We start from the raw sequence: 22,451 nt of genomic DNA on the forward strand, positions 1-22,451 counted from the left end.
ATAGCTGTTAATAAAGGTGGTACCGCGAGACCCTCGTCCTTTGCATAGGACGGGGGTTTTTTGTGTCTTAAAGGAGGTGACGGCCAATGGATGATGGCTGGTGGTGCATAACAGAAAATAGGAAAGGAGGATGTCAAATGGTCATTGCAACTGATGATCTTGAGGTCGCATGCCCTGAGTGTGAAAGAGCAGGAGAAATCGAAGGCAGCCCATGTCCAGCTTGCGGCGGGAAGGGTGTCATTCTGACGGCTCAAGGAAATACGCTTCTGGATTTTATACAAAAGCATTTGAACAAGTAAAGGAGAAAAACTGAGCTGAGATGAGATTAGAAGAGCAGATTCGCAAGGCATCGGCAGGGACGGTTTTTTTGCTGATCGGAACGGTTTGTTTTGCATCTAAGTCGATTTGGATTAAATGCGCATATGAAATGGGTGCTGAGCCAGACGCGGTATTGTTATACAGGCAGCTGTTTGCTGTTCCGCTGTTTTGGCTGATTTTTTTGTTATACCGTCCGCCAATCCCAGACGGTATGAAAAAAGGGGATCTATGGAGGGCGTGTGTCGCGGGAGTGTTTTGTTTTTTTCTGTCTCCCTTGTTTGATTTTATCGGGCTGAACCATGTATCCGCAATGGTTGAGCGTATTTTGCTGATGAGCTATCCGGTGTTTATGATCGGATTCAACGCGTGTCGTGACCGGAAAATGGTTTCCATCCAAGACCTTTTCGCAGCGCTGATGGTCATGATCGGTTTTTTCTTTGCGCTCGGCGGCTGGAATGCTGAGCTTTTTCAGGCGAATATGATTGGATCTGTATTCATTTTGTTATCCTCGGCCGTTTATGCAGGTTATCTTGTCCTTTCCGGGCGTCTCGTCCATCAAATCGGCGGCATCCGACTCAATGCTTACGGGATGACAGCAGCCGGAGCGGTCATGATGCTTTACACAGGCATAAAGGCGGCGATCGGCATGAATACGCCAATGACAGCATATCCGGTTGCTGTGTACGGTTTGTTTGTGTTCATCGCAGTCGTCTCCACTGTGATTCCATTTGTGCTGATGCTTGAGGGCATAAAACGAATCGGGGCACTGCGAGCTGCCACTATTTCAATGGCAGGGCCTGTCCTGACAATTTTCTTTGGAGCCTTATTTCTCGGTGAGCGGCTCCAGCTTACTCAAACCATTGGATGCGCAGCCGTATTTATTGTTATAACGGGCATGGAATATAGAAAACTGAAAACAGGTAAAAATGAATAATTTTTGTAAAACACACACGTTTTTCAATTACAATAAGTGTAATCACGTGTGTGTTTTTTGATTTTGCAAAGGTTAGGTGAGAAGATGCAGCGCATATTGCTAGTAGAAGACGACCATTCAATCAGTGAAATGGTGGATCATTATTTAACAAAAGAAGGCTTTGAGATGGTACATGCCTTCGACGGTGAAGAAGGCATCCGGCTGTTTCAGCAGGATTCATACGATTTGATTTTGCTTGATATCATGCTCCCGAAGCTGAACGGCATGGATTTTCTGAAAATCATCCGGGAAAAAAGCAACGTTCCGGTTTTAATGATTTCGGCAAAAGACGGAGATGTGGACAAGGCATTGGGACTGGGATTTGGGGCGGATGATTATATCGCCAAACCGTTTTCGATGATTGAGCTGACAGCCAGAGTAAAAGCCGCGATACGGCGGGCGACGCAATATTCGGCGGAGGAACCGGCTGAGAATAAGGTGATCCGGATTCACCAGCTTACGATAGATATAGACAATGTCTCAGTTATGAAAAATGGGAAGCCGCTTCAGCTGACGTCAACAGAATGGCAGCTGCTGTGCCTATTTGCGGCAAATCCTAAAAAAGTGTTTACGAAAGAACAAATCTACCGTTCCGTCTGGAATAACGAGTACTTTGACGATCAAAATATCATTAACGTACATATGCGGCGGCTCAGAGAAAAGATTGAAGATGACCCCTCTTCTCCACAATACATTAAAACGTTATGGGGCATCGGTTATAAATTAGGAGAGTTTTAGAATGACAGTGTTATGGATGGCCGCTGTCATCGTTCTGGCGTGTCTGAATGTGATTCAATTCATGATGAAAAAAAAACGGGACGAGAATCTGGCGTACATGGCAGAACAGCTTGGCGCCATGCTCAACCGGGATTCGGCAGGGCAAATTTTGCTTCATACAGACGATCAGGTACTCAAAGACCTGCTTGTTAACATCAACCTTTTCGTTGAGAATCGTCAGCAGATCAGCGCTCGGTTTGCCAAAACAGAGCACTCCATGAAGCGGATGCTGACCAACATGTCGCACGATCTTAAAACGCCGTTAACGGTCATTCTTGGCTATATCGAAACGATTCAAAGTGACCCGGACATGCCGGACGAAGAGCGGGAAAGATTGCTGGGGAAGCTCCGCCAGAAAACAAATGAACTCATTCAAATGATCAACTCCTTTTTTGATTTAGCCAAATTAGAATCTGAAGATAAAGACATCCCGATCACCAAAATACATATGAACGACATATGCAAACGAAATATCCTGCACTATTATGACACTGTTCAGTCAAAAGGCTTTCAAGCAGCCATCGAAATCCCGGATACGCCGGTGTATGCGCAGGCGAATGAAGAGGCATTGGACAGAATCCTGCAAAACCTATTATCCAATGCGATTCAATATGGCGCGGCCGGTAAGTTTATCGGCATGACGCTGTCGTATGATGAAACGAACATCGCCGTCACCGTATGGGATCGGGGAAAAGGGATCAGTGAAACCGATCAGCAGCGTGTGTTTGAGAGGCTGTACACACTTGAAGAATCAAGAAATAAAGCATTTCAAGGAAGCGGTCTCGGTTTAACCATCACGAAACGGCTTACAGAAAAAATGGGAGGCGCCATATCCGTTCAAAGCAAGCCGTACGAACGGACTGCATTTACGATCACATTGAAACGCATGACATATTAACAAACGTAAGAATTTCTTAAGATTTGAGAAATAAAAATGACAGGGCCCGCCTCTACAATAGAAAACAGGAAAAGAGCGGGAAGGAGAAACAAAGTTGACTTATATCGTACAAACAAACGGACTGACCAAAACGTATGAGGGCAAAGAAGTCGTCTCCAATGTCAGCATGCATATTAAAAAAGGCGAAATCTATGGATTTCTCGGCCCAAACGGAGCAGGGAAAACAACCATTATGAAAATGCTGACGAGCCTTGTCAAACCGACAAGCGGTGAAATCAGCATCCTAGGAAATAAGCTCACCCACACGTCATACGAGGTGCTGGGGAACATCGGCAGCATGATTGAATATCCGATTTTTTATGAAAACCTGTCAGCTGCAGAAAATTTAGATCTGCATTGTGAATACATGGGGTACTACAATAAAAAAGCCATTCAAGAAGTGCTGGATATGGTGAATTTAAAACAAATCGACAAGAAGCCCGTCAAAACATTTTCGCTCGGTATGAAGCAGCGCCTTGGGATTGCGCGTGCCATCCTCACGAAGCCGGACCTGCTCATTTTGGATGAGCCGGTGAATGGTCTTGACCCTATCGGCATTAAAAAGATCAGGCAACTGTTTCAAGTGCTGAGCAAAGAGTACGGTATGACGCTGCTGATCTCAAGCCACTTGCTGAGTGAAATCGAACAAATTGCGGACACGATCGGTGTCATTCGGGACGGCAGGCTGCTTGAAGAGGTGTCAATGGAAGATGTCAGAGGCCAGAACACTGAATATATCGAGCTTGTCACGCCGAATCAGACAAAGGCCTGCTTTGTGCTGGAGAAAGAGCTGCATTTAACTAACTTTAAAATGTTAAATGAGAAAACGATTCGAATTTACGAGACTGAAGCCTCTCAGGCTGCCATATCCAAAGCGTTGATTTTAAATGATGTAGACATTGAATCAATGAACAAAAAGTATACGTCGCTGGAGGATTATTTTATCAACTTGATCAACGGCAATAGCATCAGTGCGTAAAGGAGGAGAGACACGTTGATGAATTTGATCAGAATTGAATTAAGAAAAATGAAGGTGGGCTGGTATGTCAGAGGTGTCCTCATTGCCAACCTGATCATCATGGGCTTTTTGTGGCTGATCAGTTATTCAGAAAAAGCCGAGGGCGGGGTTTCGTTCCAAAGCATGGAGGAAGCGTTTCTCATCATCGGCACTTTTGTCAGAGCGGTATTTATCGTTTTTGGTGCAGTGCTGATCGCAAAATTGGTGATTTCGGAATATAAAAACAAAACCATTCTTGTGATGTTTACGTACCCGATCAGCCGTAAGAAACTGCTCACTGCTAAGCTCATGATTGCGGGCGGACTGACGTTTATCACGATTTTACTTTCGAACATACTCATTGCCGCCGGCTTCTTTTGGCTGAACTCGATCTACCATTTTATACCGGGAGAGCTTACTTCCGAGATCATTTCTCAGCAGGCCATAAAAATGGCGGTTTTCGCTTTTGGCGCCGCTGGAACCAGTTTAGTTCCCATCTTTTTTGGGATGCGTAAACACTCGGTTCCGGCAACCATCATTTCGTCTGTAGTGATTGTTATGCTCATCAGTTCAACAAGCCCGGGTTTCTCCATTTCGTCTGTTGTTTATATCCCATTATCTTTAGCGGCTTTTGGTTTGGTTTTTTCCTACATGGCGATCAGGAACGCAGACAAGCAGGATGCGTAAACAAAGGCGCCAATATCATAATAGGCCGATGCTGCCAGCACCGGCCTTTCTACTATGAATCTGTTCTTGTTTCAAGATAATGCTTCTTGCCAATCTCTTTGCTCATCATATAGAAGTGGAAGCAATATTCACCGATTGCCATGGCGATCGCGCCGAATAAAGCCGCCAATGCAACTTCACCGCCAGTCATCCCCATAGAAAGCGGCATGCCCATCAGCCAAATGACGAGAAAGGCCAGACCGAAATCAGCTAACGTCGCAATCATATTATTCCATCTCGGCAATACATAAAGATCGCCCAGCAAATAAGAAATAACCCCTAACACAATCGTCATTAAGAGCGTATCACCAAATGTGAAACCAAAGCCCAAACCAAGCACTAGATACAACACAATAATCGTCATAATACCTTTAATCGCGAGCGCTTTCACATGTGTCATTCCAAAGTACCTCCTTCTGTGATTCGATTTGTTATGTATGATTCCTCAAATGCAGAAAGTTAAACCTTAGATTGTGTTTTTACAGTCCATGTAAAGGAAGTGAATCGCTTGTATGAAAGGAAAGATGTTCACAGTGCTGCTGATGTTTATGCTTTTCGGGGGCGGGTGCAAACCACCTGCTGAAGAACCGGCATCATCTGCTCAATCACCTGCTTCATCTGATGCTGCAAAAAACAAAGCTTACGACATTCATGAGGGTTTTATTGAAGCGCAGCGTATATTCGGAACCGTGTTGTTTCAAAACATGTCAGATAAAGACGGATTCACGGACAATCTGCTGATCTCCCCATACAGCTTGCAGCAAGTGCTGCTGATGGCTGCAAATGGAGCGGAGGGAGATACATTAAAAGAAATCAAAGCTGCTCTAAATTTGTCGGACATTCATGATCGCGCCATAAATGAGTCATCGTTGGCGCTCATGAAAAGGTTTGAGTCTTTGCCTGAAGGTGATCTGCTGACGGCCAATGCTGTATGGACAAGGCTTGAAGCCAAGCCAGACTTTAAACAAACGATTAAACAATTCTTCTCCGGCAGTATCTTTAAAATGGATGATAATATTCAGACCGCGGAGGACTCGATCAATCAGTGGACGGCTCACCAAACAAAAGGGCATATTGACGACATAGTGGATCATCTTTCGCCGGAAGCTGTTTCTCTTTTGGTAAACGCCGTTTACTTTCAAGAAAAGTGGGCGCTGCCGTTTGACCAGCATGTGACCGCTGAGGAGCATTTTTTTCTGCCTGACGGATCGGCCAAAAAACTGCTGATGATGAAGCAGACTGCACGCCTCGAATACCTAGAAAGTGAACTGTTCCAAGCAGTCAAGCTTCCATATGAAGATCAACATCTTTCTTTCACTTTATTTCTGCCGAAGAAAAAGCCGGCTTCTTTCTTGTCTCTCTTCACGTATCAAAACATAAAAGCATGGGACAGCGCATTTCAGCCAAAAACAGTAGAGCTGAGCCTGCCCCGTTTTACGCTGAAAGGAAAGTATAACGTAAAACATGCTCTTCGCGATATGGGGATGAAATCCGTCTTTTCTGATGCTGACTTTTCCAGCATGTTTACTGAAGGCCGCGGTGTTTCGATCGATGATGTGAATCACCATACATTTATCAAGGTGGATGAAGCAGGAACCGAGGCTGCGGCTGCCTCGTCAGCTGAAATTGTTGAGTCCGCACTCACGCCAGATGTTACCTTGACGGCGGATCGCCCATTTTTCTTTGTCATCACAGATGAACAAACAAAATGCCTGTTGTTTTTAGGCTTTGTCGCAAATCCGAATGAATAAATTTAAAAACTTCTCTTGTCCCTCCGTCATCACTTTTGAAGTAATGAAATATGATGAAGGGAGATCAAGGGGAGGTGACGTGATGGCGGTCGTGAAAGCAACGAGTGCGGATGTCGATTTGCTGGCAAGGCTGCTCAGAGCAGAAGCGGAAGGTGAAGGCAAGCAGGGGATGCTGCTTGTCGGCAACGTGGGAATCAATCGGCTGCGGGCAAATTGCTCAGATTTTAAAGGCCTCCGGACCATCAGGCAGATGATTTTTCAGCCGCACGCGTTTGAGGCTGTAACTCATGGATATTTTTATCAAAGAGCACGGGAAAGCGAGCGGAGCCTGGCACGCCGGTCAATAAACGGTGAAAGACGCTGGCCTGCAAAATTTAGTTTGTGGTACTTCAGGCCGGAGGGAAACTGTCCATCCCAGTGGTATAACCAGCCGTTTGTGGCCAGATTTAAGTCACACTGCTTTTATCAGCCGACAGCGGAAACGTGTGAAAATGTATATAACACATTTTAGAGACAGGACGCCGTTCAAATTGAACGGTGTTTTTCTTTGAAAAGATATACAATGGAGAAAAAAGAGCTGACGGAGATGACAGAATGGCAACAATCGACCTGCAAAAGAAAAGCGTAAAGATCGTACTGGAGAAAAAGCAATTAACGAAGGTGACGGCTCGTGTCGGACTGGTGCTTGATATTACGGGTTCAATGAGAACACTCTACAAAAACGGGACCGTTCAAAACGTGGTGGAACGGATTTTGGCAGTGGCTGATCAGTTTGATGATAACGGCTCGCTGGATGTATGGGTGTATGATAATGAATTCTCCCGATTAAAGCCAGTCTCTGAAAAAGATTTTTCAGGCTATGTTGATCGTGAAATTTTGAATAATGACCGCTTGCATAAATTCGGCAGAAATGATGAGCCGCCGGTCATGATAGACGTGCTGCGCAAATATGTTGCGGAGGAACCGAGTTCATATCCCGCTTTCATCGTTTTTATCAATGACGGAGGCTGTAAAAAGTCGATCAAACCGATCATTGAAGCTTCCTCTGATAAACCGGTGTTTTGGCAGTTTGTCGGCATCGGAAACGGAAACTTCGATTTTCTCAATACATTGGATACGTTAGAAGGGCGTGCAGTTGATAACACAAACTTCCTGCATATCGAAGAGATTGACCGCATTTCTGATGACGAGCTTTACGACGCTCTGCTTACTGAATTTCCATTTTGGCTGAAAGAAGCGAAGGAAAAAGGAATTGTAAGAGATCGAGAGCCTCCTGCTGAAAAGCCGAAAAAGAAGGGCTTTTTCAGCCGATTGTTTTTGAAATAACTGATACGGCACTGAGTCATTTTGCGAAATGGCTCGGTGTTTTTGTTTTTTTAAGATCATGTGAAGAAAAATAGTCCGAATGGGCGGCTTGCAAACGACAGAATATGCAGAAAACGCGCCGTTTAGCCAGCTTTCGGCATGTTTCAGCGGCAGGTTTGTGAGTGAAGACCTGTTTCTGTAGTTCAGCGCTTACAATCGGTTCACACTTCTTCACAGCTATTTAACAATGATTCCCTATAATGGAGGCGATCAATGAGAAGAGAGGGGATCTTGAATGGCATACGACAGTCGTTTTGATGAATGGGTACAGAAACTAAAAGAGGAAAGCTTTCAAAACAGTACGTTTGACCGCCGCAAATTTATTCAAGGAGCGGGGAAGATTGCAGGACTTTCTCTTGGATTAACCATTGCTCAGTCAGTTGGTGCATTTGAAGTAAATGCTGCGCCTAAGTTCTCGAGCTATCCGTTTACGTTAGGGGTCGCGTCTGGAGATCCGCTTTCTGACAGTGTCGTGCTTTGGACGCGCCTGGCGCCAGATCCGCTGAACGGCGGGGGAATGCCGAATCAGGCGGTCCCAGTCAAATGGGAGGTCGCAAAGGATGAGCATTTCCGCAAGATCGTGAGAAAGGGCACTGAAATGGCCAAACCAAGTCTCGCCCACTCCATTCACGTGGAAGCGGACGGGCTTGAACCGAACAAAGTGTACTATTACCGTTTCAAAACCGGTCATGAACTAAGCCCTGTCGGAAAAACAAAAACGCTTCCTGCCCCTGGCGCCAATGTGCAGAAAATGACCTTTGCGTTTGCTTCCTGCCAGCAATATGAGCATGGATATTATACAGCCTACAAGCATATGGCGAAGGAAAAACTTGATCTTGTCTTCCATCTCGGTGATTACATATATGAATACGGCCCAAATGAATATGTATCAAAAACAGGCAATGTCCGCACGCACAGCAGCGCGGAAATCATTACGCTGCAAGACTATCGGAACCGCCATGCCCAATACCGTTCTGACGCCAATTTAAAAGCTGCTCATGCAGCGTTCCCTTGGGTTGTGACGTGGGATGACCATGAAGTGGAAAACAACTACGCCAATAAAATACCGGAAAAAGGACAGTCGGTTGAAGCATTCGTGCTCCGCCGTGCGGCTGCGTATCAGGCGTACTATGAACATATGCCGCTCCGCATCTCCTCTCTGCCGAATGGCCCGGATATGCAGCTGTACCGGCACTTTAACTACGGAAACCTGGCGTCCTTCAATGTCCTTGATACCCGCCAGTACAGGGATGACCAAGCCAATAACGACGGCAATAAGCCGCCTTCTGATGAATCACTCAATCCGAATCGGACTCTGTTAGGAAAAGAACAGGAGCAGTGGCTCTTCAACAATTTGAGCAGCTCGACTGCCTACTGGAATGTGCTGGCGCAGCAGATTTTCTTTGCGAAGTGGAATTTCGGGACAAGTGCAAGCCCGATCTACAGCATGGATTCGTGGGACGGCTACCCGGCTCAGCGCGAACGGGTCGTCAATTTCATTAATAGCAAAAATCTAAATAACGTTGTCGTGCTGACAGGAGATGTACACGCAAGCTGGGCATCGAATCTCCACGTCGATTTTAATAAAACAAGCTCAAAAATTTTCGGAGCTGAATTTGTCGGCACCTCAATCACATCCGGAGGAAACGGAGCGGATAAGCGGGCGGATACTGATCAAATTTTAAAGGAAAATCCGCATATCAAGTTCTTTAACGATTATCGCGGATATGTCCGCTGTACAGTGACGCCTCACCAGTGGAAAGCTGATTACCGGGTGATACCGTTTGTGACAGAGCCGGGCGCAGCCATTTCAACACGTGCTTCATTCGTTTATCAGAAAGACCAAACCGGGTTGAGAAAGGTATCATCCACAACGATCCAAGGCGGGGTGAAGCAATCCGATGAGGTCGAGGAGGATCGTTTCTTTGCTCACAACAAAGCCCACGAAAAACAAATGATTAAGAAACGGGCAAAAATCACGAATTAAGGAGTGAAAAAACATGTTTTCAAACATTGGTATACCGGGCTTGATTCTGATCTTTGTCATCGCCCTCATTATTTTTGGCCCTTCCAAGCTGCCGGAAATCGGGCGTGCCGCCGGACGGACACTGCTGGAATTTAAAAGCGCCACAAAATCACTTGTGTCTGGTGATGAAAAAGAAGAAAAATCAGCTGAGCTGACAGCGGTAAAGCAGGACAAAAACGCGGGCTGAGTGCTGATGAGGCAGACACCGGGTCTGCCTCTTTCTTTATGAAAGGGAGGGCTTTTTTGAATGGATAAAAAAGAAACCCATTTGATCGGGCATTTAGAAGAACTTCGCCGCCGGATTATTGTGACCCTCGCGGCATTTCTTCTATTTCTCATCACGGCTTTTTTGTTTGTGCAGGACATTTATGACTGGCTGATCAGAGATTTGGACGGAAAGCTGGCTGTGCTTGGCCCGAGTGAAATCCTCTGGGTGTATATGATGCTTGCCGGCATTTGTGCCATTGCGGCTTCCATCCCTGTTGCCGCGTACCAGCTGTGGCGTTTCGTTGCGCCGGCGCTCACGAAAACAGAGCGCAGGGTGACACTCATGTACATACCCGGGTTGTTTGCATTGTTTTTGGCGGGCATCTCCTTTGGATACTTCGTCTTGTTTCCGATCGTGCTCAGCTTTTTGACTCATTTGTCTTCCGGCCATTTTGAAACGATGTTTACGGCTGACCGCTATTTCAGGTTTATGGTGAATTTGAGCCTGCCGTTCGGCTTTCTGTTTGAAATGCCTTTGGTGGTGATGTTTTTAACAAGGCTGGGCATCTTAAATCCATACCGGCTGGCCAAAGCGAGAAAGCTGTCCTATTTTCTGCTGATCGTCGTGTCCATATTGATTACACCGCCTGATTTTATTTCTGATTTTCTTGTGATGATCCCGCTGCTTGTCCTGTTTGAAGTAAGTGTCACCCTATCGGCGTTTGTCTACAAAAAAAGGCTGACGAGCGAAACGGCGGCCGCTTAATGCAGCGTACCGCCTGGTGATTTCAAATCCTGATCATACTGTGCGGCCATAACAGCGGCGATCCTTAACGCTCGGACAATCATGTCCAGACTGAGGCTCGGCGCTGTTTTGTCGATGGTTTGCTCAGGAATGTAAGGGATATGAATAAACCCGCCGCGAAGGTGCGGGGATGTACGGCTAATGTAATCCATTAACCCGTAGAACAAATAGTTGCATACAAATGTGCCCGCTGTGTAGGAAACCGCGGCTGGAATGCCGTTTTCCTTCATTTTTTCAGTCATTCGTTTAACGGGAAGTCCTGTCCAGTAAGCGGCGGGCCCTTCAGGAGAAATCTCTTCATCAATCGGCTGCTGTCCTTCATTATCAGGGATGCGCGCGTCTGCAAGGTTGACCGCCACCCGTTCCGGCGTGACCTGCATTCGCCCTCCGGCTTGGCCGACACAAATCACGATATCCGGCTGATGCTTCTGAATGGCTTGGCGCAGAGTGTCCAGAGCGGTTCTAAAAACAGTCGGAATTTGTTCTGCTGTGATGATTGCTTCATCCGTCTCGAAGCCATTCAGCCGTTTCGCCGCTTCCCATGATGGATTGACGGTTTCTTTGTCAAAAGGGTCGAAGCCTGTGATCAGCACTTTTTTTCTCATCTTCCCATCTCCTTTTTTCCTTTTATTCTATTGTTTATTTATGGGTTTTTCATCAAAATAATGAAAAGGAGTGAATCACAATGGAGCATTTGCCGCAGGAGTATCGTCAGCTGTTCCCAATCGTGCAGACACATACCATGCTTGCCAGCTGCTCACAGAGCGCGTTGGCAGAGCCTGTATCAAGGGCGATCAAAGACTATCATGACAGCCTGCTGTACATGGGGACGAACTGGAATGAAGCGATCGAAAAAACAGAGAGTGCCAGAATCGAGTTTGCAAAGCTGATAGGGGCTGAACCGGATGAAATTGCGATTGTGCCGTCAGTTTCTGATGCGCTGGTTTCTGCAGTATCATCCTTGTCTGTTTTCAGAAAGAAGCATGTTGTGTATACAGAGATGGATTTTCCGGCTGTGTCTCATATTTTGCAGGCACAATCCGATTATAACGTATCTGTGATCCCTTCAATAGACGGTGAGCTGCCGCTTGAACAATATGAAACGCATATTACGGATGAGACAGTGCTGACATGTGTTCCGCACGTTCATTACCGTGACGGCAGCATTCAGGATGTAAAGGCCATCGCCGCCATTGCTAAGAGAAAGGGTTCTTTGTTATTTGTGGATGCTTATCAATCAGCGGGGCACATTCCCATTGACGTGAAGGCGTGGGGCGTAGATATACTGGCGGCAGGCGCCCGAAAGTATTTGCTCGGCATACCGGGCATGGCATTTCTTTATGTGAGAAAGGAGCTGGCGGATGCACTGAAGCCAAAAGCATCTGCTTGGTTCGGGCGGGAAAACGGGGATGGCGCCTCTTATGCGAAAGGCGCGCGGCGTTTTCAGACAGGCACCCCTGCTTTTATCAGCGTATACGCAGCGGCAGCGGCTTTATCACTGCTGAATCATATCGGGGTTTCTCATATCCGGGAACATGTAAAAACGATCTGTGCCGATGCAGTTCAATATGCTGCTGAAAAAGGCCTGCAGCTAGCAATAGCATCAGCGGGAGAGCAGCCGGGCATGGTTGCGATTCGGGATGAGCGGGCATCAGAAACGGCGGCGCTGCTGAGGAAGAAAAAAGTGATTTGCGCGCCGCGGGACACTGTCATCCGTCTCGCTCCTCACTTTTATAACACTAAGGATGAATTGCGTCATGCGATTGATGAAATCGCGGAAATCGCGCTCCACATGTAAACATAAAAAAGCCCCTGAACACAAGGTCAGGGGCTTTTCATATTAATGATCGACTTTAACCCGCTTTAAGAAGAAAGCGCCAATTAAACCGATAATCGCAACAATCATTGCAAACACAAACGCGTGCTGCACGCCCGCTGTCAAAGCCTGCGGGATGACTGCCGGATCGGCAGGGTTTTTGACTGTGCTCATATAATCATGCTGGCCTGCAGCCATAATGCTGACCGCAACCGCTGTTCCGATAGCGCCCGCCATTTGCTGCAGCGTGTTCATGATAGCGGTGCCGTCTGGATAAAACTCGCGCGGCAGCTGGTTTAAACCATTTGTCTGCGCAGGCATCATGATCATAGAGATCCCGATCATCAAGCAAGTGTGCAGGATGATAATCAACGCAGCCGTTGAAGTGGTCGTGATGTTTGAGAAGAACCAAAGGACAACAGTAACAATCACAAATCCGGGAATGACAAGCCATTTCGGTCCGTATTTGTCGAACAAACGGCCTGTAACGGGGGACATAAATCCGTTTAAAATGCCGCCCGGCAAGAGAATAAGACCAGAAGCAAATGCCGTCAGGACTAAGCCGCCTTGCAGATACATCGGCAGAAGCAGCATAGACGAAAGGATGACCATCATGCAAATGAACACCATAATAACACCCAAAATAAACATCGGATATTTGAATGCACGGAGGTTCATCATCGGCTGCTTCATCGTCAGCTGGCGGATTGAAAATAGGATAAGACCGACAACGCCGACAATCAGTGAGACGATCACAGTCGGGCTGGACCATCCGCCGGAGCCTTCACCTGCGTTGCTGAATCCAAATACAATGCCGCCGAAACCAATCGTCGACAGAATGATAGACAATACATCAATTTTCGGCTTTGTAATGTCAGATACATTTTGCATGTATGCAATACCGAAAACAAGCGCCAGCACCAGGAACGGAAGAGAGATCCAGAAAATCCAGTGCCAGTTGAGATGCTCCAGAACCAATCCGGAGAAAGTCGGGCCGATGGCGGGCGCGAACATAATGACAAGTCCGATCGTTCCCATCGCCGCGCCCCGTTTATGAGGCGGGAAAATCACCAAGATCGTGTTAAACATCAGCGGCAGTAAAAGCCCGGTTCCGAGTGCCTGAACGATCCTCGCCGCTAATAAAAACGAGAAGCTTGGCGCAAGCGCCGCGATCAACGTGCCTATGATAGAAAAGATAAGCGATACGATAAAAAGCTGTCTTGTTGTGAACCACTGCAATAGCAATCCTGATACAGGAACGAGGATACCGAGTACAAGCAGGTAGCCTGTGGTTAACCATTGAACGGTTGCCGCTGTAATGTTCAATTCCTTCATAAGATCGGTTAACGCAATGTTCAGGGCCGTTTCACTGAACATGCCGATAAAACCGGCCAACAGCAAGGAAATCATAATCGGCATCACTTTGTATTGCTGAGATGCTTTAGCTGCTGTTTCCAAAATTATTACCCCTCTCTGTCAGCTGAATGTATTCATTCAGCTTGTATAAGTATGTCATTTTTATCTCTTCAGCAGACCAGGAATGCGGTTGGAGATTTGAAGGAGCGGTGTGCTGTTTTTTGCCGTCAAAGATAAAAGAATACCGCCTTCAATCATCGCGTTAATTACGGTGCCGGCTTCCTTAGCATGGCTCTCGCTGTAGCCTGTCTTCCGCAGTTTTTCCTCATACACTAGGGCCCACTCTTTGTAGGCTTCATGGCAGGCTTCCCGCAACGGTTCGCTTTTTAATGACGTTTCAGCCGCAAGCAAGCCGACAGGCAAGCCCTCAATGTCTTCCGTGCATGAAAATTGGCAGGAGAGCTCCTTCAAAAAGGCTTGAATGCCTTCCGCTGGATCGTTGTAGGCTTCCATGCAGTCCGCGATTTTCTGGCGGATATATTCCTTCATCTCATTCACTGCTTCGATCGCCAGCTGTTCTTTACCGCCCGGAAAATGGTAGTAAAGAGAACCTTTAGGCGCTCCGCTTTCCTTTATAATCTGGTTCAGCCCCGTGCCGTAATACCCTTGCAGCTGAAAAAGCCGGGTAGCTGCCGAAAGGATTTTTTCACGGGAATCTCCATAACCCATAACATTCCCACCTTACTGAATTGCAATCAAAAATATAGTGACTGGTCTATTATCTTGATTCAACCATCAGTTGTCAAGAAAAATTCTTTGTATGAAAAAACAAAAAAAGAAGTATATGACAACTTGAAAAAAGCAGAGAGAAAAGCTGACACGTTTTTTGACTGAATAAATAAAATATTCAATCATTAAACATCATAAGGACGTAAGGAGAGAAACAGATGAAAAAACAACGATTGCTCATACTCACTCTTTTTACCGCACTATTGCTGGCTTTTACCGGATGCTCACAATCTCCTGAAACAAAAGAATCCCCGAAAGAAAAACCGCAGACGCAAAAAGTCTCTTCGGCTTCCGCCTCTGGAAAAAAGGACCGGCCAAACATTAAAATTTTAGCGACAGGAGGCACGATTGCAGGGGCCGATAAATCGAAAACCTCGACCACTGAATATAAATCAGGTGTCGTCGGCGTTGAATCACTGATCGAGGCGGTTCCGGAAATGAAGGACATTGCGAACGTCAGCGGCGAGCAGATTGTTAACGTCGGCAGCACAAACATTGATAATAAAATATTGCTGAAGCTGGCGAAACGCATTAATAAATTGCTCGCTTCAGATGATGTAGATGGAATCGTCGTGACCCATGGAACGGATACATTGGAAGAAACAGCTTATTTTTTGAACCTCACTGTGAAAAGCGATAAACCGGTTGTTGTTGTCGGTTCTATGAGACCGTCCACAGCCATCAGCGCCGACGGGCCGTCTAACCTGTACAATGCAGTTAAAGTGGCAGGCACACCTGAGGCAAAAGGAAAAGGGGCGCTCGTCGTTCTTAACGACCGCATTGCCTCAGCCCGCTATGTGACCAAAACAAACACAACTGCAACGGATACATTTAAATCAGAAGAAATGGGATACGTCGGAACGATAGCTGATGATATCTATTTTAATAATGAAATGACCCGCAGGCATACGAAGGATACCGATTTCTCAGTTTCTAATCTTGATCAGCTGCCGCAAGTAGATATTATGTACGGATACCAAAATGACGGAAGCTACCTGTTTGACGCGGCTGTGAAAGCCGGAGCAAAAGGGATTGTCTATGCTGGTTCTGGGAACGGGTCTTTATCTGACGCAGCCGAAAAAGGAGCGGTCAGCGCAGTCAAAAAAGGCGTCACTGTGGTGCGCTCAACCCGTACGGGAAATGGTGCCGTGACACCAAACCAAGACTATGCGGAAAAAGACCTGCTGGCATCGAACTCTTTAAACCCGCAAAAAGCACGGATATTGCTGATGCTGGCGCTCACCAAAACAGACGATCCACACAAGATCCAAGCTTATTTCAATGAGTATTAAAGAAAAGAAGGCGAATAGGCCTTCTTTTTTTGGGCATTTCAGGATCAAAAAACAGCAAAATTTCCTCTGAACCTTAAAATCTCATTAAAATTAAGTAAAAATTACCCTTTACTTAATTAATTTGTCAACGTAATATAATTGAAGAATTTGTTACAAAAAAAGGAGGATATTATGAAATTTGTAAAAAGTAAGTTCATTGCACTTGTAACAATTTTGATGCTGTCAGTCACATCGCTGTTTGCGATGCAGCCGTCAGCAAAAGCCGCTGAACACAATCCAGTCGTGATGGTTCACGGTATTGGAGGAGCGTCATTCAATTTTGCGGGAATTAAGAGTTATTTGGCGTCTCAAGGCTGGTCGCGGGACAAGCTGTATGCAGTTGATTTTTGGGACAAGACAGGCACGAATTATAACAATGGCCCGGTATTATCACGATTTGTGCAAAAGGTTTTGGATGAAACGGGTGCGAAAAAGGTGGATATTGTCGCTCACAGCATGGGGGGCGCGAACACACTTTACTACATAAAAAATTTGGACGGCGGAAATAAAATTGAAAATGTCGTAACGCTTGGCGGCGCGAACCGTTTGGTGACAAACAAGGCTCTTCCAGGAACAGATCCGAATCAAAAGATTTTATACACATCCATTTACAGCAGTGCCGATATGATTGTCATGAATTATTTATCAAGATTAGACGGTGCTAAAAACGTTCAAATTCATGGTGTTGGGCACATCGGTTTATTGATGAACAGCCAAGTCAACAGCTTGATTAAAGAAGGACTGAACGGCGGAGGCCAAAATACGAACTAACGAGATACATAACCTTGAAGAATGCTATTCTTCAAGGTTATTCTGCTTTCAGCACAATTGTTTTCGCAGCCATATCATGAACGGCTTGTTTTTTCTTCGTAAATGCGGCTGTCAAATAGATCAGGCGGGAGAACACATGCACCCACGCTATCAGGTAACGGACAATCGCCTGTGGGACGGATATTTTTTCATATGTTTCGTCTCGCACGATTTGCAGCCCGATGATTTTTTTGCCCAGTGTACCCCTCCAATTTGTCAGCGGCATCAGCAAAGGATACACAAGCAGCATCAATATGGCGATAATAATGACGCCGGCGGACCCGTCGCCAAACGTAAATCCGGCTGCCAAAATCACTGCTGCGGCAATGATCACATCAAGTAAAAGAGCGCAGGCGCGCAGCATAAAACCAGCTGGTTCCAACATAAACACTCCTTAAAATTTTACATAAATACCTAACCATTGTAAAAAAGAGGGCCTAAAGTGGGAATAGGTTATAAGTCTTAAATCACAAAAGTTGGTGTAAAAGTCATAGGTAAATTGACATCATCAGCCAACTTATCATATTACCAAATTCTTTTTTAGCCCGAAACCAAGCCCTCAGAAGTTATTTTTGTTAAAATAGAAAAGTTACAACAGAATTCGGAGGGTTTATTGTGGGAAAAGTGAAACGAAATGCCCCTTGCCCATGCGGCAGCGGCAAGAAATATAAAAAATGCTGCGGAAGTAAAGTTGTCGACTTCCCGACAGAACTAGCGGCAAAAGAAGCGAAACAAATTCAGGAAGACTTAGTGGAGTATGCCTTCACAGTACATAGAGAAAGCATTTCAGGCTTTATCAACCAGCATGATTTTCTTTCTGCTATGGACAGACAGACGAAAGACATCAGCGTATTTAATTTAGGAATCTGGGGAATCTTCTTCCATCAGCTTGCTGGTGAAAAGACAATCTTCGAAGAGTACCTTCAGAAAAAAGGCGATTCGATCACTCGTCCGAAAACGCGTGAGATCGTTGAATCATGGAAGAGCATGACGCCTGCTTTATTGCTGTTGCAAGACCTGAAAGAAGGTGTCATTCACTTTGAAGATGTCATTACGAAAAAACAATTCGAAGTGGAAATGGACGCTAATAACCAAGACCTCCCGCCAGTGGGAAGCCTGATTCTCGGATATCCAATCCACGAAGCGGAAAAAGCGGAATTCTTCATGCAGTTCACGATCTTCCCGGTGAAGAGAACAGAAGCACTGATCAGCAAGGTGAAGAAATATGCGGATGCCGCTGTGAAGAACGGCAAAACGCCGGAGGACTTCATGAAGCAGGAATTCAACAATGTTCTGTTCGCGCTGTTAGCGGAGAAAGATGAAGAGCCGCAAGCAGAGACAGCAGCGGAAGAAAGCAGTGTTGAGTGGGCAAACGATATGGAGAAAGAAACAGCTGCGGCTATCGAAGAAGGCTTGAGCGGAGATGAGTATCCGACTGAATTGATTCCGGCTGTCATTGATATCTGGAAAACATTCTGCGAGAAAAAATCACCTGTCATCAGAAAACCGGAAGCTTTTGCGGCGGCAGTTGAATATTATGTGAATGCAATTTCTCTTAACGGCGCGTCCGTTTCTCAAGCCAAACTGGCGAAAAAATACGGCGTCAGCGCATCAACGATTTCCAGCCGTTACAAAGAAATTGAAAGCACACTGCAGGATGAAGCGGACCGTTTTGCACAAGCATTATCCTCATAATGAAAAAAACCTTGAAAAGCCGGGCTTTTCAAGGTTTTTTTATTTCTGAAACGGAATTTTGATTTCTAACCGGAAGACGGGGTGGCGGTAGGTAAAATCCAGCCTGCCAAAAGCGCTCTTCACCAGTTTTTGAATGATATACGTGCCCATGCCTTCATGAGGGCCGCTTTTCGTGGAACGGCCAAACGATTGATACAGTGTATCGAGCACTTTTGGGTCCATGCCAGGCGTGCTGTTTTCACAAATCAGCACATAAAGCCCGCTTCGCAGCGAGGTTTCCAGCTTAATCTCCGCTTTTTCTTGGGTCTCCGCCGCGCTGTCGAGCGCATTTTCCAATATGTTGCCGACCAAGCTGACCTGATCAGCTGGTGAAAACGGAAGTGAAGAAAGCGGTGTATGCATATGCAGTGAAACCGTGATACCTGAAACACGTGCTTTTTCAAGAAAATCATAAATCACCCCTGCAACGTATGCATTCTCTCCCTTCAAAAACCGGTCATATTGACTGTACTGATCCGCCCAGTTTTGAATATATGCTTGTGTATCTGCCTTGGACTGCGCTGAACGGATCGCTGTTATATGCTTCATTGTGTCGTGATTTCGGCTTCTGACATCTATCAGCATCCGATTAGCATGCTGTTCCGCTTGAGTCAGCTGATCAATTTGATCAGAAAACCTAGCCAGCGAGGCAGACTGTCCGATACGGAGCCCTTCACATGCTGCAAATATCACGATCGCAAACAATGCCGGCAGTATAGTCGCGCCATTCAGCACAGCCGCCGCTGACATCAATTGGATCACGGCAATCCACGCACAAAGCTGGAAGGAACAGCGGTCCCACACCCGCTTCGTTTTCCATAGGTACAATCCTGCTGCCGCTGCGCCTAAAGCAGCGGTGAGCCAAGAGAGGGCTGTACTGTGCGAAAGAGCAGCAGCCCCCTGATAAAATATGAAACTAAATAAAAACAGATAAAGACATTGAAAAAGGGTAATCACATCCTGAACTCCTCAAAAATAATAGTTTTGAAAATAATCAAGCTGCTGCTTGGTGATCATCGCTTTTTTAGGCGTTCCCTCAAAGGAAACCGTAAACGAATGCTTTGTATAAGCGGAAAAATGTTTTATGTAATGAATGTTGATAATAAAGGATCGGTGCGAACGGAGAAAATCCTTCTCCGGCAGATCGCCTTTAATATCATTTAATGTTTGATACGTCTGCACTTCTTCGGCGGTTGTCACAATCGTCGTCGAACGTCCCGTCCGTTCTGCGAAAATGATATCCTTTTTTTGCAGAACGTGCATTTCAGATTTTTGCTTAATCAATATCCGCCCATTCAAACTCGTTTCCGTTTTCTTTTTCAAATAACGTTCGAAGGAAGCGTTCAGCCGGTCGGCATGGTACGGCTTCATAATATAATCATGGACATTCAGGTCAAAGGCGTGAACGGCATAGCCGCCGTTGCCGGTGACGAAAATCACATCCACATCAAGCGAATGGGATCTGATCAAATCAGCAAGCTCATAGCCAGACATATGAGGCATCTCGATATCGGCAAGCAGCAGATCAATGTCTCCGGTCTTCACCCGGCTGTAGGCTTCCTCCGCTGAATCGGTGGAAAAGACAATTTCGACATCCTGCATTCTGGATACAATCGCTTCCAGTTTCTCTAAATCTACTCGATAGTCATCGACAAGTCCGACTTTTACCATTATCATTCCCCTAGTTACATAGAATCATCTTTATTCTATCCCATTTCGCGACATAAAAAGAACTCTTCGCGACAACTTTATCCAACAAATCCAGCATTTCGTATATAGTCATTACTAGAAATAACGAAAAGGGAGATTGTGACATGATTACACTGACCGATTGCAGCCGCAGGTTTCATGATAAGAAAAAAGTAGTCAAAGCGGTGCGAGATGTAAGCCTAACAATTCAAAAAGGAGAAGTCGTCGGCATTCTCGGAGAAAACGGTGCCGGCAAAACGACGATGCTGAGAATGATTGCTGCCTTGCTTGAACCGTCACAGGGTGCAATCAAAGTAGCCGGCTTTGACACGGTCAAGCAGCCGGCCGAGGTCAAAAAAAGAATCGGCGTCTTATTCGGAGGAGAAACCGGACTTTACGACAGGATGACCGCTAAAGAAAATCTGCAATATTTCGGCCGGCTGTACGGGCTAAACCGTCACGAGATCAAAGCCAGAATAGAAGATTTATCGAAACGGTTCGGCATGCGCGATTATATGAACCGCAGAGTGGGCGGGTTTTCGAAAGGCATGAGGCAGAAAGTCGCAATAGCCAGAGCGCTGATTCACGATCCTGACATCATTTTATTTGATGAGCCGACAACAGGGCTTGATATTACATCCAGCAACATCTTCCGCGAATTTATCCAGCAGCTGAAAAGAGAACAAAAAACCATTCTTTTCTCCAGCCACATTATGGAGGAAGTGCAGGCGCTCTGTGACAGTGTCATCATGATTCACAGCGGAGAGGTGATTTACCGGGGAGCGCTTGAATCATTATACGAGAGCGAGCGGAGCGAGGATTTGAATTACATCTTTATGTCTAAGCTTGTCAGGGGGATTTCTTAAATGCTGAGCCACATTTATAAAAAAGAAATGATCGACGCTTTGCGCGACAGAAAAACGATTTTACTCACGATCTTAGTTCCGATGATTACAATGCTCGGGCTTGTCTTCTTTTATGAAAGCATGCTGTCCGACAAAGGGGAGCAATACACACTGGCTGTCGGCCATTCTCTGCCGCCCGCACTGGAAAACAAGCTCAATGCGATTGACGAGATCAGCGTAAAAACATTTGCAAAGCCTAAAGAAGCGGTTGATGATGGAAAAGCAGATGCCTATCTGAACGTCCCGAAAGAGTTCAACTCATATGTCAACAGCATGACGCCTTTTGAGGTTGATGTGTATGGCAATTCAATCGATCAAGGGTCGTCAAATGCCATGCAGCTTGTGCAGTCTGCCTTAGATCAATACAAAAATGAAATTGTGCAGGAACGTTTAACCGATAAACATATTGATCAATCGGTGATCCAGCCGTTTACGATTCAGCAAAAGGAAGCGGACGAGGAGAAAGGGGCTTCCGCTATTATGATTTCTGCCATTCTGCCCATGCTGATCCTAACATCCATTGTTTCCGGCGCAATGCCGATTGCTATTGATATCATGGCCGGGGAAAAGGACCGGAAATCAATCGAGGCGCTGCTGTTGACGCCAGTCAGCAGAAACAAAGTGCTGGTCGGCAAGTGGCTTGCGGTTTCTACTTTTGGAGTTGCCTCAGGTGTATTGGCTTTGGTGTTTTTGATTTTGTCCACCGTGTTATTTACCGAAAATTTAAAGACGGCCTTCCAGCTCGGAGATCATATGTGGGGTGTAATCGGTGCTTCAGCCCTCATCATCGTGCTTTCTGCATTGCTGATCTCTGCGATGGAGCTTTTCATCAGCATCATTTCCAGCTCGGTAAAAGAAGCGCAAAGTTATATGTCTCTCGTCGTCTTTCTGCCTATGTTCCCGATGTTTTTCATCTTCAGCAAGGCACCGAACCAATTTGATTTATCGTACTTTGTCATCCCGTTTCTGAACCTGCACGCTTTATTTAAACAGCTTTTATTCGGGATGGTTGACCCGGTTGCCATTTTGTGCACGTCAGGAACCATTGCCGTGCTTATCGCCATTTTCTATTTACTGGCCAGAGCCTGTTTCTTGAAAGATAAATGGGTTCTGCCAAAATAAACCTGCAAAAGGAGAAA

General features: G+C 45.9%; 25 protein-coding genes, 2 pseudogenes and 1 other annotated feature (1 of these 28 cut by a window edge). Of the genes and pseudogenes, 19 read left to right on the forward strand and 8 right to left on the reverse strand.

The annotated features are described in order from the left end of the window. Positions 1 to 44: a binding site (T-box leader), on the forward strand; it begins 203 nt to the left of the window's first position. Positions 45 to 137: 93 nt separating this feature from the next. The 6 genes from M1M80_RS01480 (at position 138) to M1M80_RS01505 (ending at position 4,689) form a co-directional block, all read left to right on the forward strand. After that, entirely contained in the window at positions 138 to 299 is a 162-nt protein-coding gene (locus tag M1M80_RS01480; RefSeq protein WP_003241325.1) for a hypothetical protein, read from the forward strand. 20 nt (positions 300 to 319) lie between these two features. Next, positions 320 to 1,252: a DMT family transporter gene (locus tag M1M80_RS01485; protein ID WP_060397853.1), complete on the forward strand. Its 933-nt coding sequence runs from the start codon at positions 320 to 322 to the stop codon at positions 1,250 to 1,252. A gap of 96 nt (positions 1,253 to 1,348) precedes the next feature. Further along, positions 1,349 to 2,029: a two-component system response regulator YcbL gene (ycbL, locus tag M1M80_RS01490; protein ID WP_080010731.1), complete on the forward strand. Its 681-nt coding sequence runs from the start codon at positions 1,349 to 1,351 to the stop codon at positions 2,027 to 2,029. A 1-nt stretch (position 2,030) separates the two neighbouring features. Beyond that, positions 2,031 to 2,966, forward strand: coding sequence for a HAMP domain-containing histidine kinase (locus tag M1M80_RS01495; protein ID WP_060397854.1), 936 nt, complete (start codon positions 2,031 to 2,033; stop codon positions 2,964 to 2,966). Positions 2,967 to 3,060: 94 nt separating this feature from the next. Beyond that, a complete protein-coding gene (locus M1M80_RS01500; RefSeq protein ID WP_060397855.1) occupies positions 3,061 to 3,984 on the forward strand; it encodes an ABC transporter ATP-binding protein in 924 nt (307 codons plus the stop codon). Between the two features lie 18 nt (positions 3,985 to 4,002). Continuing rightward, positions 4,003 to 4,689 carry an ABC transporter permease gene (locus M1M80_RS01505; RefSeq protein ID WP_080429080.1) on the forward strand — a complete coding sequence of 229 codons (687 nt, stop codon included), beginning with the start codon at positions 4,003 to 4,005 and terminating at the stop codon, positions 4,687 to 4,689. Here the strand turns inward: M1M80_RS01505 and M1M80_RS01510 are convergent. Together M1M80_RS01510 and M1M80_RS01515 are read right to left on the reverse strand one after the other, a co-directional pair. Continuing rightward, positions 4,650 to 4,782 (reverse strand): annotated as a pseudogene (locus tag M1M80_RS01510) (hypothetical protein). The gene M1M80_RS01505 and the pseudogene M1M80_RS01510 overlap by 40 nt on opposite strands. Further along, positions 4,742 to 5,128 carry a YndM family protein gene (locus M1M80_RS01515; protein ID WP_014112528.1) on the reverse strand — a complete coding sequence of 129 codons (387 nt, stop codon included), beginning with the start codon at positions 5,126 to 5,128 and terminating at the stop codon, positions 4,742 to 4,744. Before M1M80_RS01515 ends, M1M80_RS01510 begins: the two are co-directional and overlap by 41 nt. A gap of 112 nt (positions 5,129 to 5,240) precedes the next feature. Between M1M80_RS01515 and M1M80_RS01520 the strand changes: the two genes are divergently transcribed. The 7 genes and pseudogenes from M1M80_RS01520 to tatC all read left to right on the forward strand — a co-directional run bounded on the left by M1M80_RS01520 (position 5,241) and on the right by tatC (position 10,843). Then, positions 5,241 to 6,479: a serpin family protein gene (locus M1M80_RS01520; protein ID WP_060397857.1), complete on the forward strand. Its 1,239-nt coding sequence runs from the start codon at positions 5,241 to 5,243 to the stop codon at positions 6,477 to 6,479. Positions 6,480 to 6,561: 82 nt separating this feature from the next. Then, entirely contained in the window at positions 6,562 to 6,990 is a 429-nt protein-coding gene (gene cwlJ / locus M1M80_RS01525) for a cell wall hydrolase CwlJ (protein WP_003241308.1), read from the forward strand. An 83-nt stretch (positions 6,991 to 7,073) separates the two neighbouring features. After that, positions 7,074 to 7,805, forward strand: a complete 732-nt coding sequence (locus M1M80_RS01530; RefSeq protein ID WP_060397858.1) for a vWA domain-containing protein — start codon at positions 7,074 to 7,076, stop codon at positions 7,803 to 7,805. Positions 7,806 to 7,884: 79 nt separating this feature from the next. Next, positions 7,885 to 8,061: pseudogene (locus M1M80_RS01535) on the forward strand (hypothetical protein). An 18-nt stretch (positions 8,062 to 8,079) separates the two neighbouring features. Further along, positions 8,080 to 9,831: an alkaline phosphatase PhoD gene (phoD, locus tag M1M80_RS01540; RefSeq protein WP_060397859.1), complete on the forward strand. Its 1,752-nt coding sequence runs from the start codon at positions 8,080 to 8,082 to the stop codon at positions 9,829 to 9,831. Positions 9,832 to 9,844: 13 nt separating this feature from the next. Next, positions 9,845 to 10,057: a sec-independent protein translocase protein TatAD gene (gene tatAD, locus M1M80_RS01545; protein WP_003223835.1), complete on the forward strand. Its 213-nt coding sequence runs from the start codon at positions 9,845 to 9,847 to the stop codon at positions 10,055 to 10,057. Positions 10,058 to 10,117: 60 nt separating this feature from the next. Further along, the gene (gene tatC, locus M1M80_RS01550; protein ID WP_019257374.1) at positions 10,118 to 10,843 is read left to right on the forward strand and encodes a twin-arginine translocase subunit TatC; all 726 of its coding nucleotides are present in this window, start codon (positions 10,118 to 10,120) and stop codon (positions 10,841 to 10,843) included. Here the strand turns inward: tatC and pcp are convergent. Continuing rightward, the gene (gene pcp / locus M1M80_RS01555) at positions 10,840 to 11,487 is read right to left on the reverse strand and encodes a pyroglutamyl-peptidase I (RefSeq protein WP_060397860.1); all 648 of its coding nucleotides are present in this window, start codon (positions 11,485 to 11,487) and stop codon (positions 10,840 to 10,842) included. The genes tatC and pcp overlap by 4 nt on opposite strands. Before the next feature lie 80 nt (positions 11,488 to 11,567). Between pcp and M1M80_RS01560 the strand changes: the two genes are divergently transcribed. Further along, on the forward strand, positions 11,568 to 12,680 hold the full coding sequence (locus tag M1M80_RS01560; RefSeq protein WP_060397861.1) for an aminotransferase class V-fold PLP-dependent enzyme: 1,113 nt from the start codon (positions 11,568 to 11,570) through the stop codon (positions 12,678 to 12,680). 42 nt (positions 12,681 to 12,722) lie between these two features. Here M1M80_RS01560 and lmr(B) read toward each other — a convergent pair whose 3' ends face one another. Both lmr(B) and lmrA read right to left on the reverse strand, forming a co-directional pair. Further along, positions 12,723 to 14,162 carry a lincomycin efflux MFS transporter Lmr(B) gene (lmr(B), locus tag M1M80_RS01565; protein WP_080030898.1) on the reverse strand — a complete coding sequence of 480 codons (1,440 nt, stop codon included), beginning with the start codon at positions 14,160 to 14,162 and terminating at the stop codon, positions 12,723 to 12,725. Positions 14,163 to 14,216: 54 nt separating this feature from the next. Beyond that, the gene (gene lmrA, locus M1M80_RS01570) at positions 14,217 to 14,783 is read right to left on the reverse strand and encodes a transcriptional regulator LmrA (RefSeq protein WP_003241293.1); all 567 of its coding nucleotides are present in this window, start codon (positions 14,781 to 14,783) and stop codon (positions 14,217 to 14,219) included. Between the two features lie 218 nt (positions 14,784 to 15,001). On the opposite strand from lmrA, the gene M1M80_RS01575 reads away from it, so the two are divergent. Together M1M80_RS01575 and estA are read left to right on the forward strand one after the other, a co-directional pair. Further along, on the forward strand, positions 15,002 to 16,135 hold the full coding sequence (locus tag M1M80_RS01575; RefSeq protein WP_060397862.1) for a type II asparaginase: 1,134 nt from the start codon (positions 15,002 to 15,004) through the stop codon (positions 16,133 to 16,135). 171 nt (positions 16,136 to 16,306) lie between these two features. Beyond that, positions 16,307 to 16,945, forward strand: coding sequence for a lipase EstA (gene estA, locus M1M80_RS01580; protein ID WP_003241287.1), 639 nt, complete (start codon positions 16,307 to 16,309; stop codon positions 16,943 to 16,945). Positions 16,946 to 16,982: 37 nt separating this feature from the next. Here the strand turns inward: estA and M1M80_RS01585 are convergent, their stop codons facing one another. Next, positions 16,983 to 17,366, reverse strand: a complete 384-nt coding sequence (locus tag M1M80_RS01585) for an RDD family protein (protein ID WP_032732285.1) — start codon at positions 17,364 to 17,366, stop codon at positions 16,983 to 16,985. 233 nt (positions 17,367 to 17,599) lie between these two features. Between M1M80_RS01585 and M1M80_RS01590 the strand changes: the two genes are divergently transcribed. Continuing rightward, complete coding sequence (locus M1M80_RS01590; RefSeq protein WP_003241283.1) at positions 17,600 to 18,679, forward strand: helix-turn-helix domain-containing protein; 1,080 nt, start codon at positions 17,600 to 17,602, stop codon at positions 18,677 to 18,679. Positions 18,680 to 18,718: 39 nt separating this feature from the next. On the opposite strand, the gene natK is transcribed toward M1M80_RS01590, so the two are convergent. Beyond that, positions 18,719 to 19,675, reverse strand: coding sequence for a two-component system sensor histidine kinase NatK (gene natK / locus M1M80_RS01595; RefSeq protein WP_060397863.1), 957 nt, complete (start codon positions 19,673 to 19,675; stop codon positions 18,719 to 18,721). 12 nt (positions 19,676 to 19,687) lie between these two features. Next, a complete protein-coding gene (natR, locus tag M1M80_RS01600; protein ID WP_003241280.1) occupies positions 19,688 to 20,389 on the reverse strand; it encodes a two-component system response regulator NatR in 702 nt (233 codons plus the stop codon). A 143-nt stretch (positions 20,390 to 20,532) separates the two neighbouring features. Here natR and natA point away from each other — a divergent pair, with 143 nt between their 5' ends. Both natA and natB read left to right on the forward strand, forming a co-directional pair. After that, a complete protein-coding gene (gene natA / locus M1M80_RS01605; protein WP_003241278.1) occupies positions 20,533 to 21,273 on the forward strand; it encodes a sodium ABC transporter ATP-binding protein NatA in 741 nt (246 codons plus the stop codon). Beyond that, the gene (gene natB, locus M1M80_RS01610) at positions 21,274 to 22,434 is read left to right on the forward strand and encodes a sodium ABC transporter permease NatB (protein WP_060397864.1); all 1,161 of its coding nucleotides are present in this window, start codon (positions 21,274 to 21,276) and stop codon (positions 22,432 to 22,434) included. Positions 22,435 to 22,451: the final 17 nt, after the last annotated feature.

This window comes from Bacillus inaquosorum, from assembly GCF_023238325.1.
Taxonomy (GTDB): domain Bacteria; phylum Bacillota; class Bacilli; order Bacillales; family Bacillaceae; genus Bacillus; species Bacillus inaquosorum.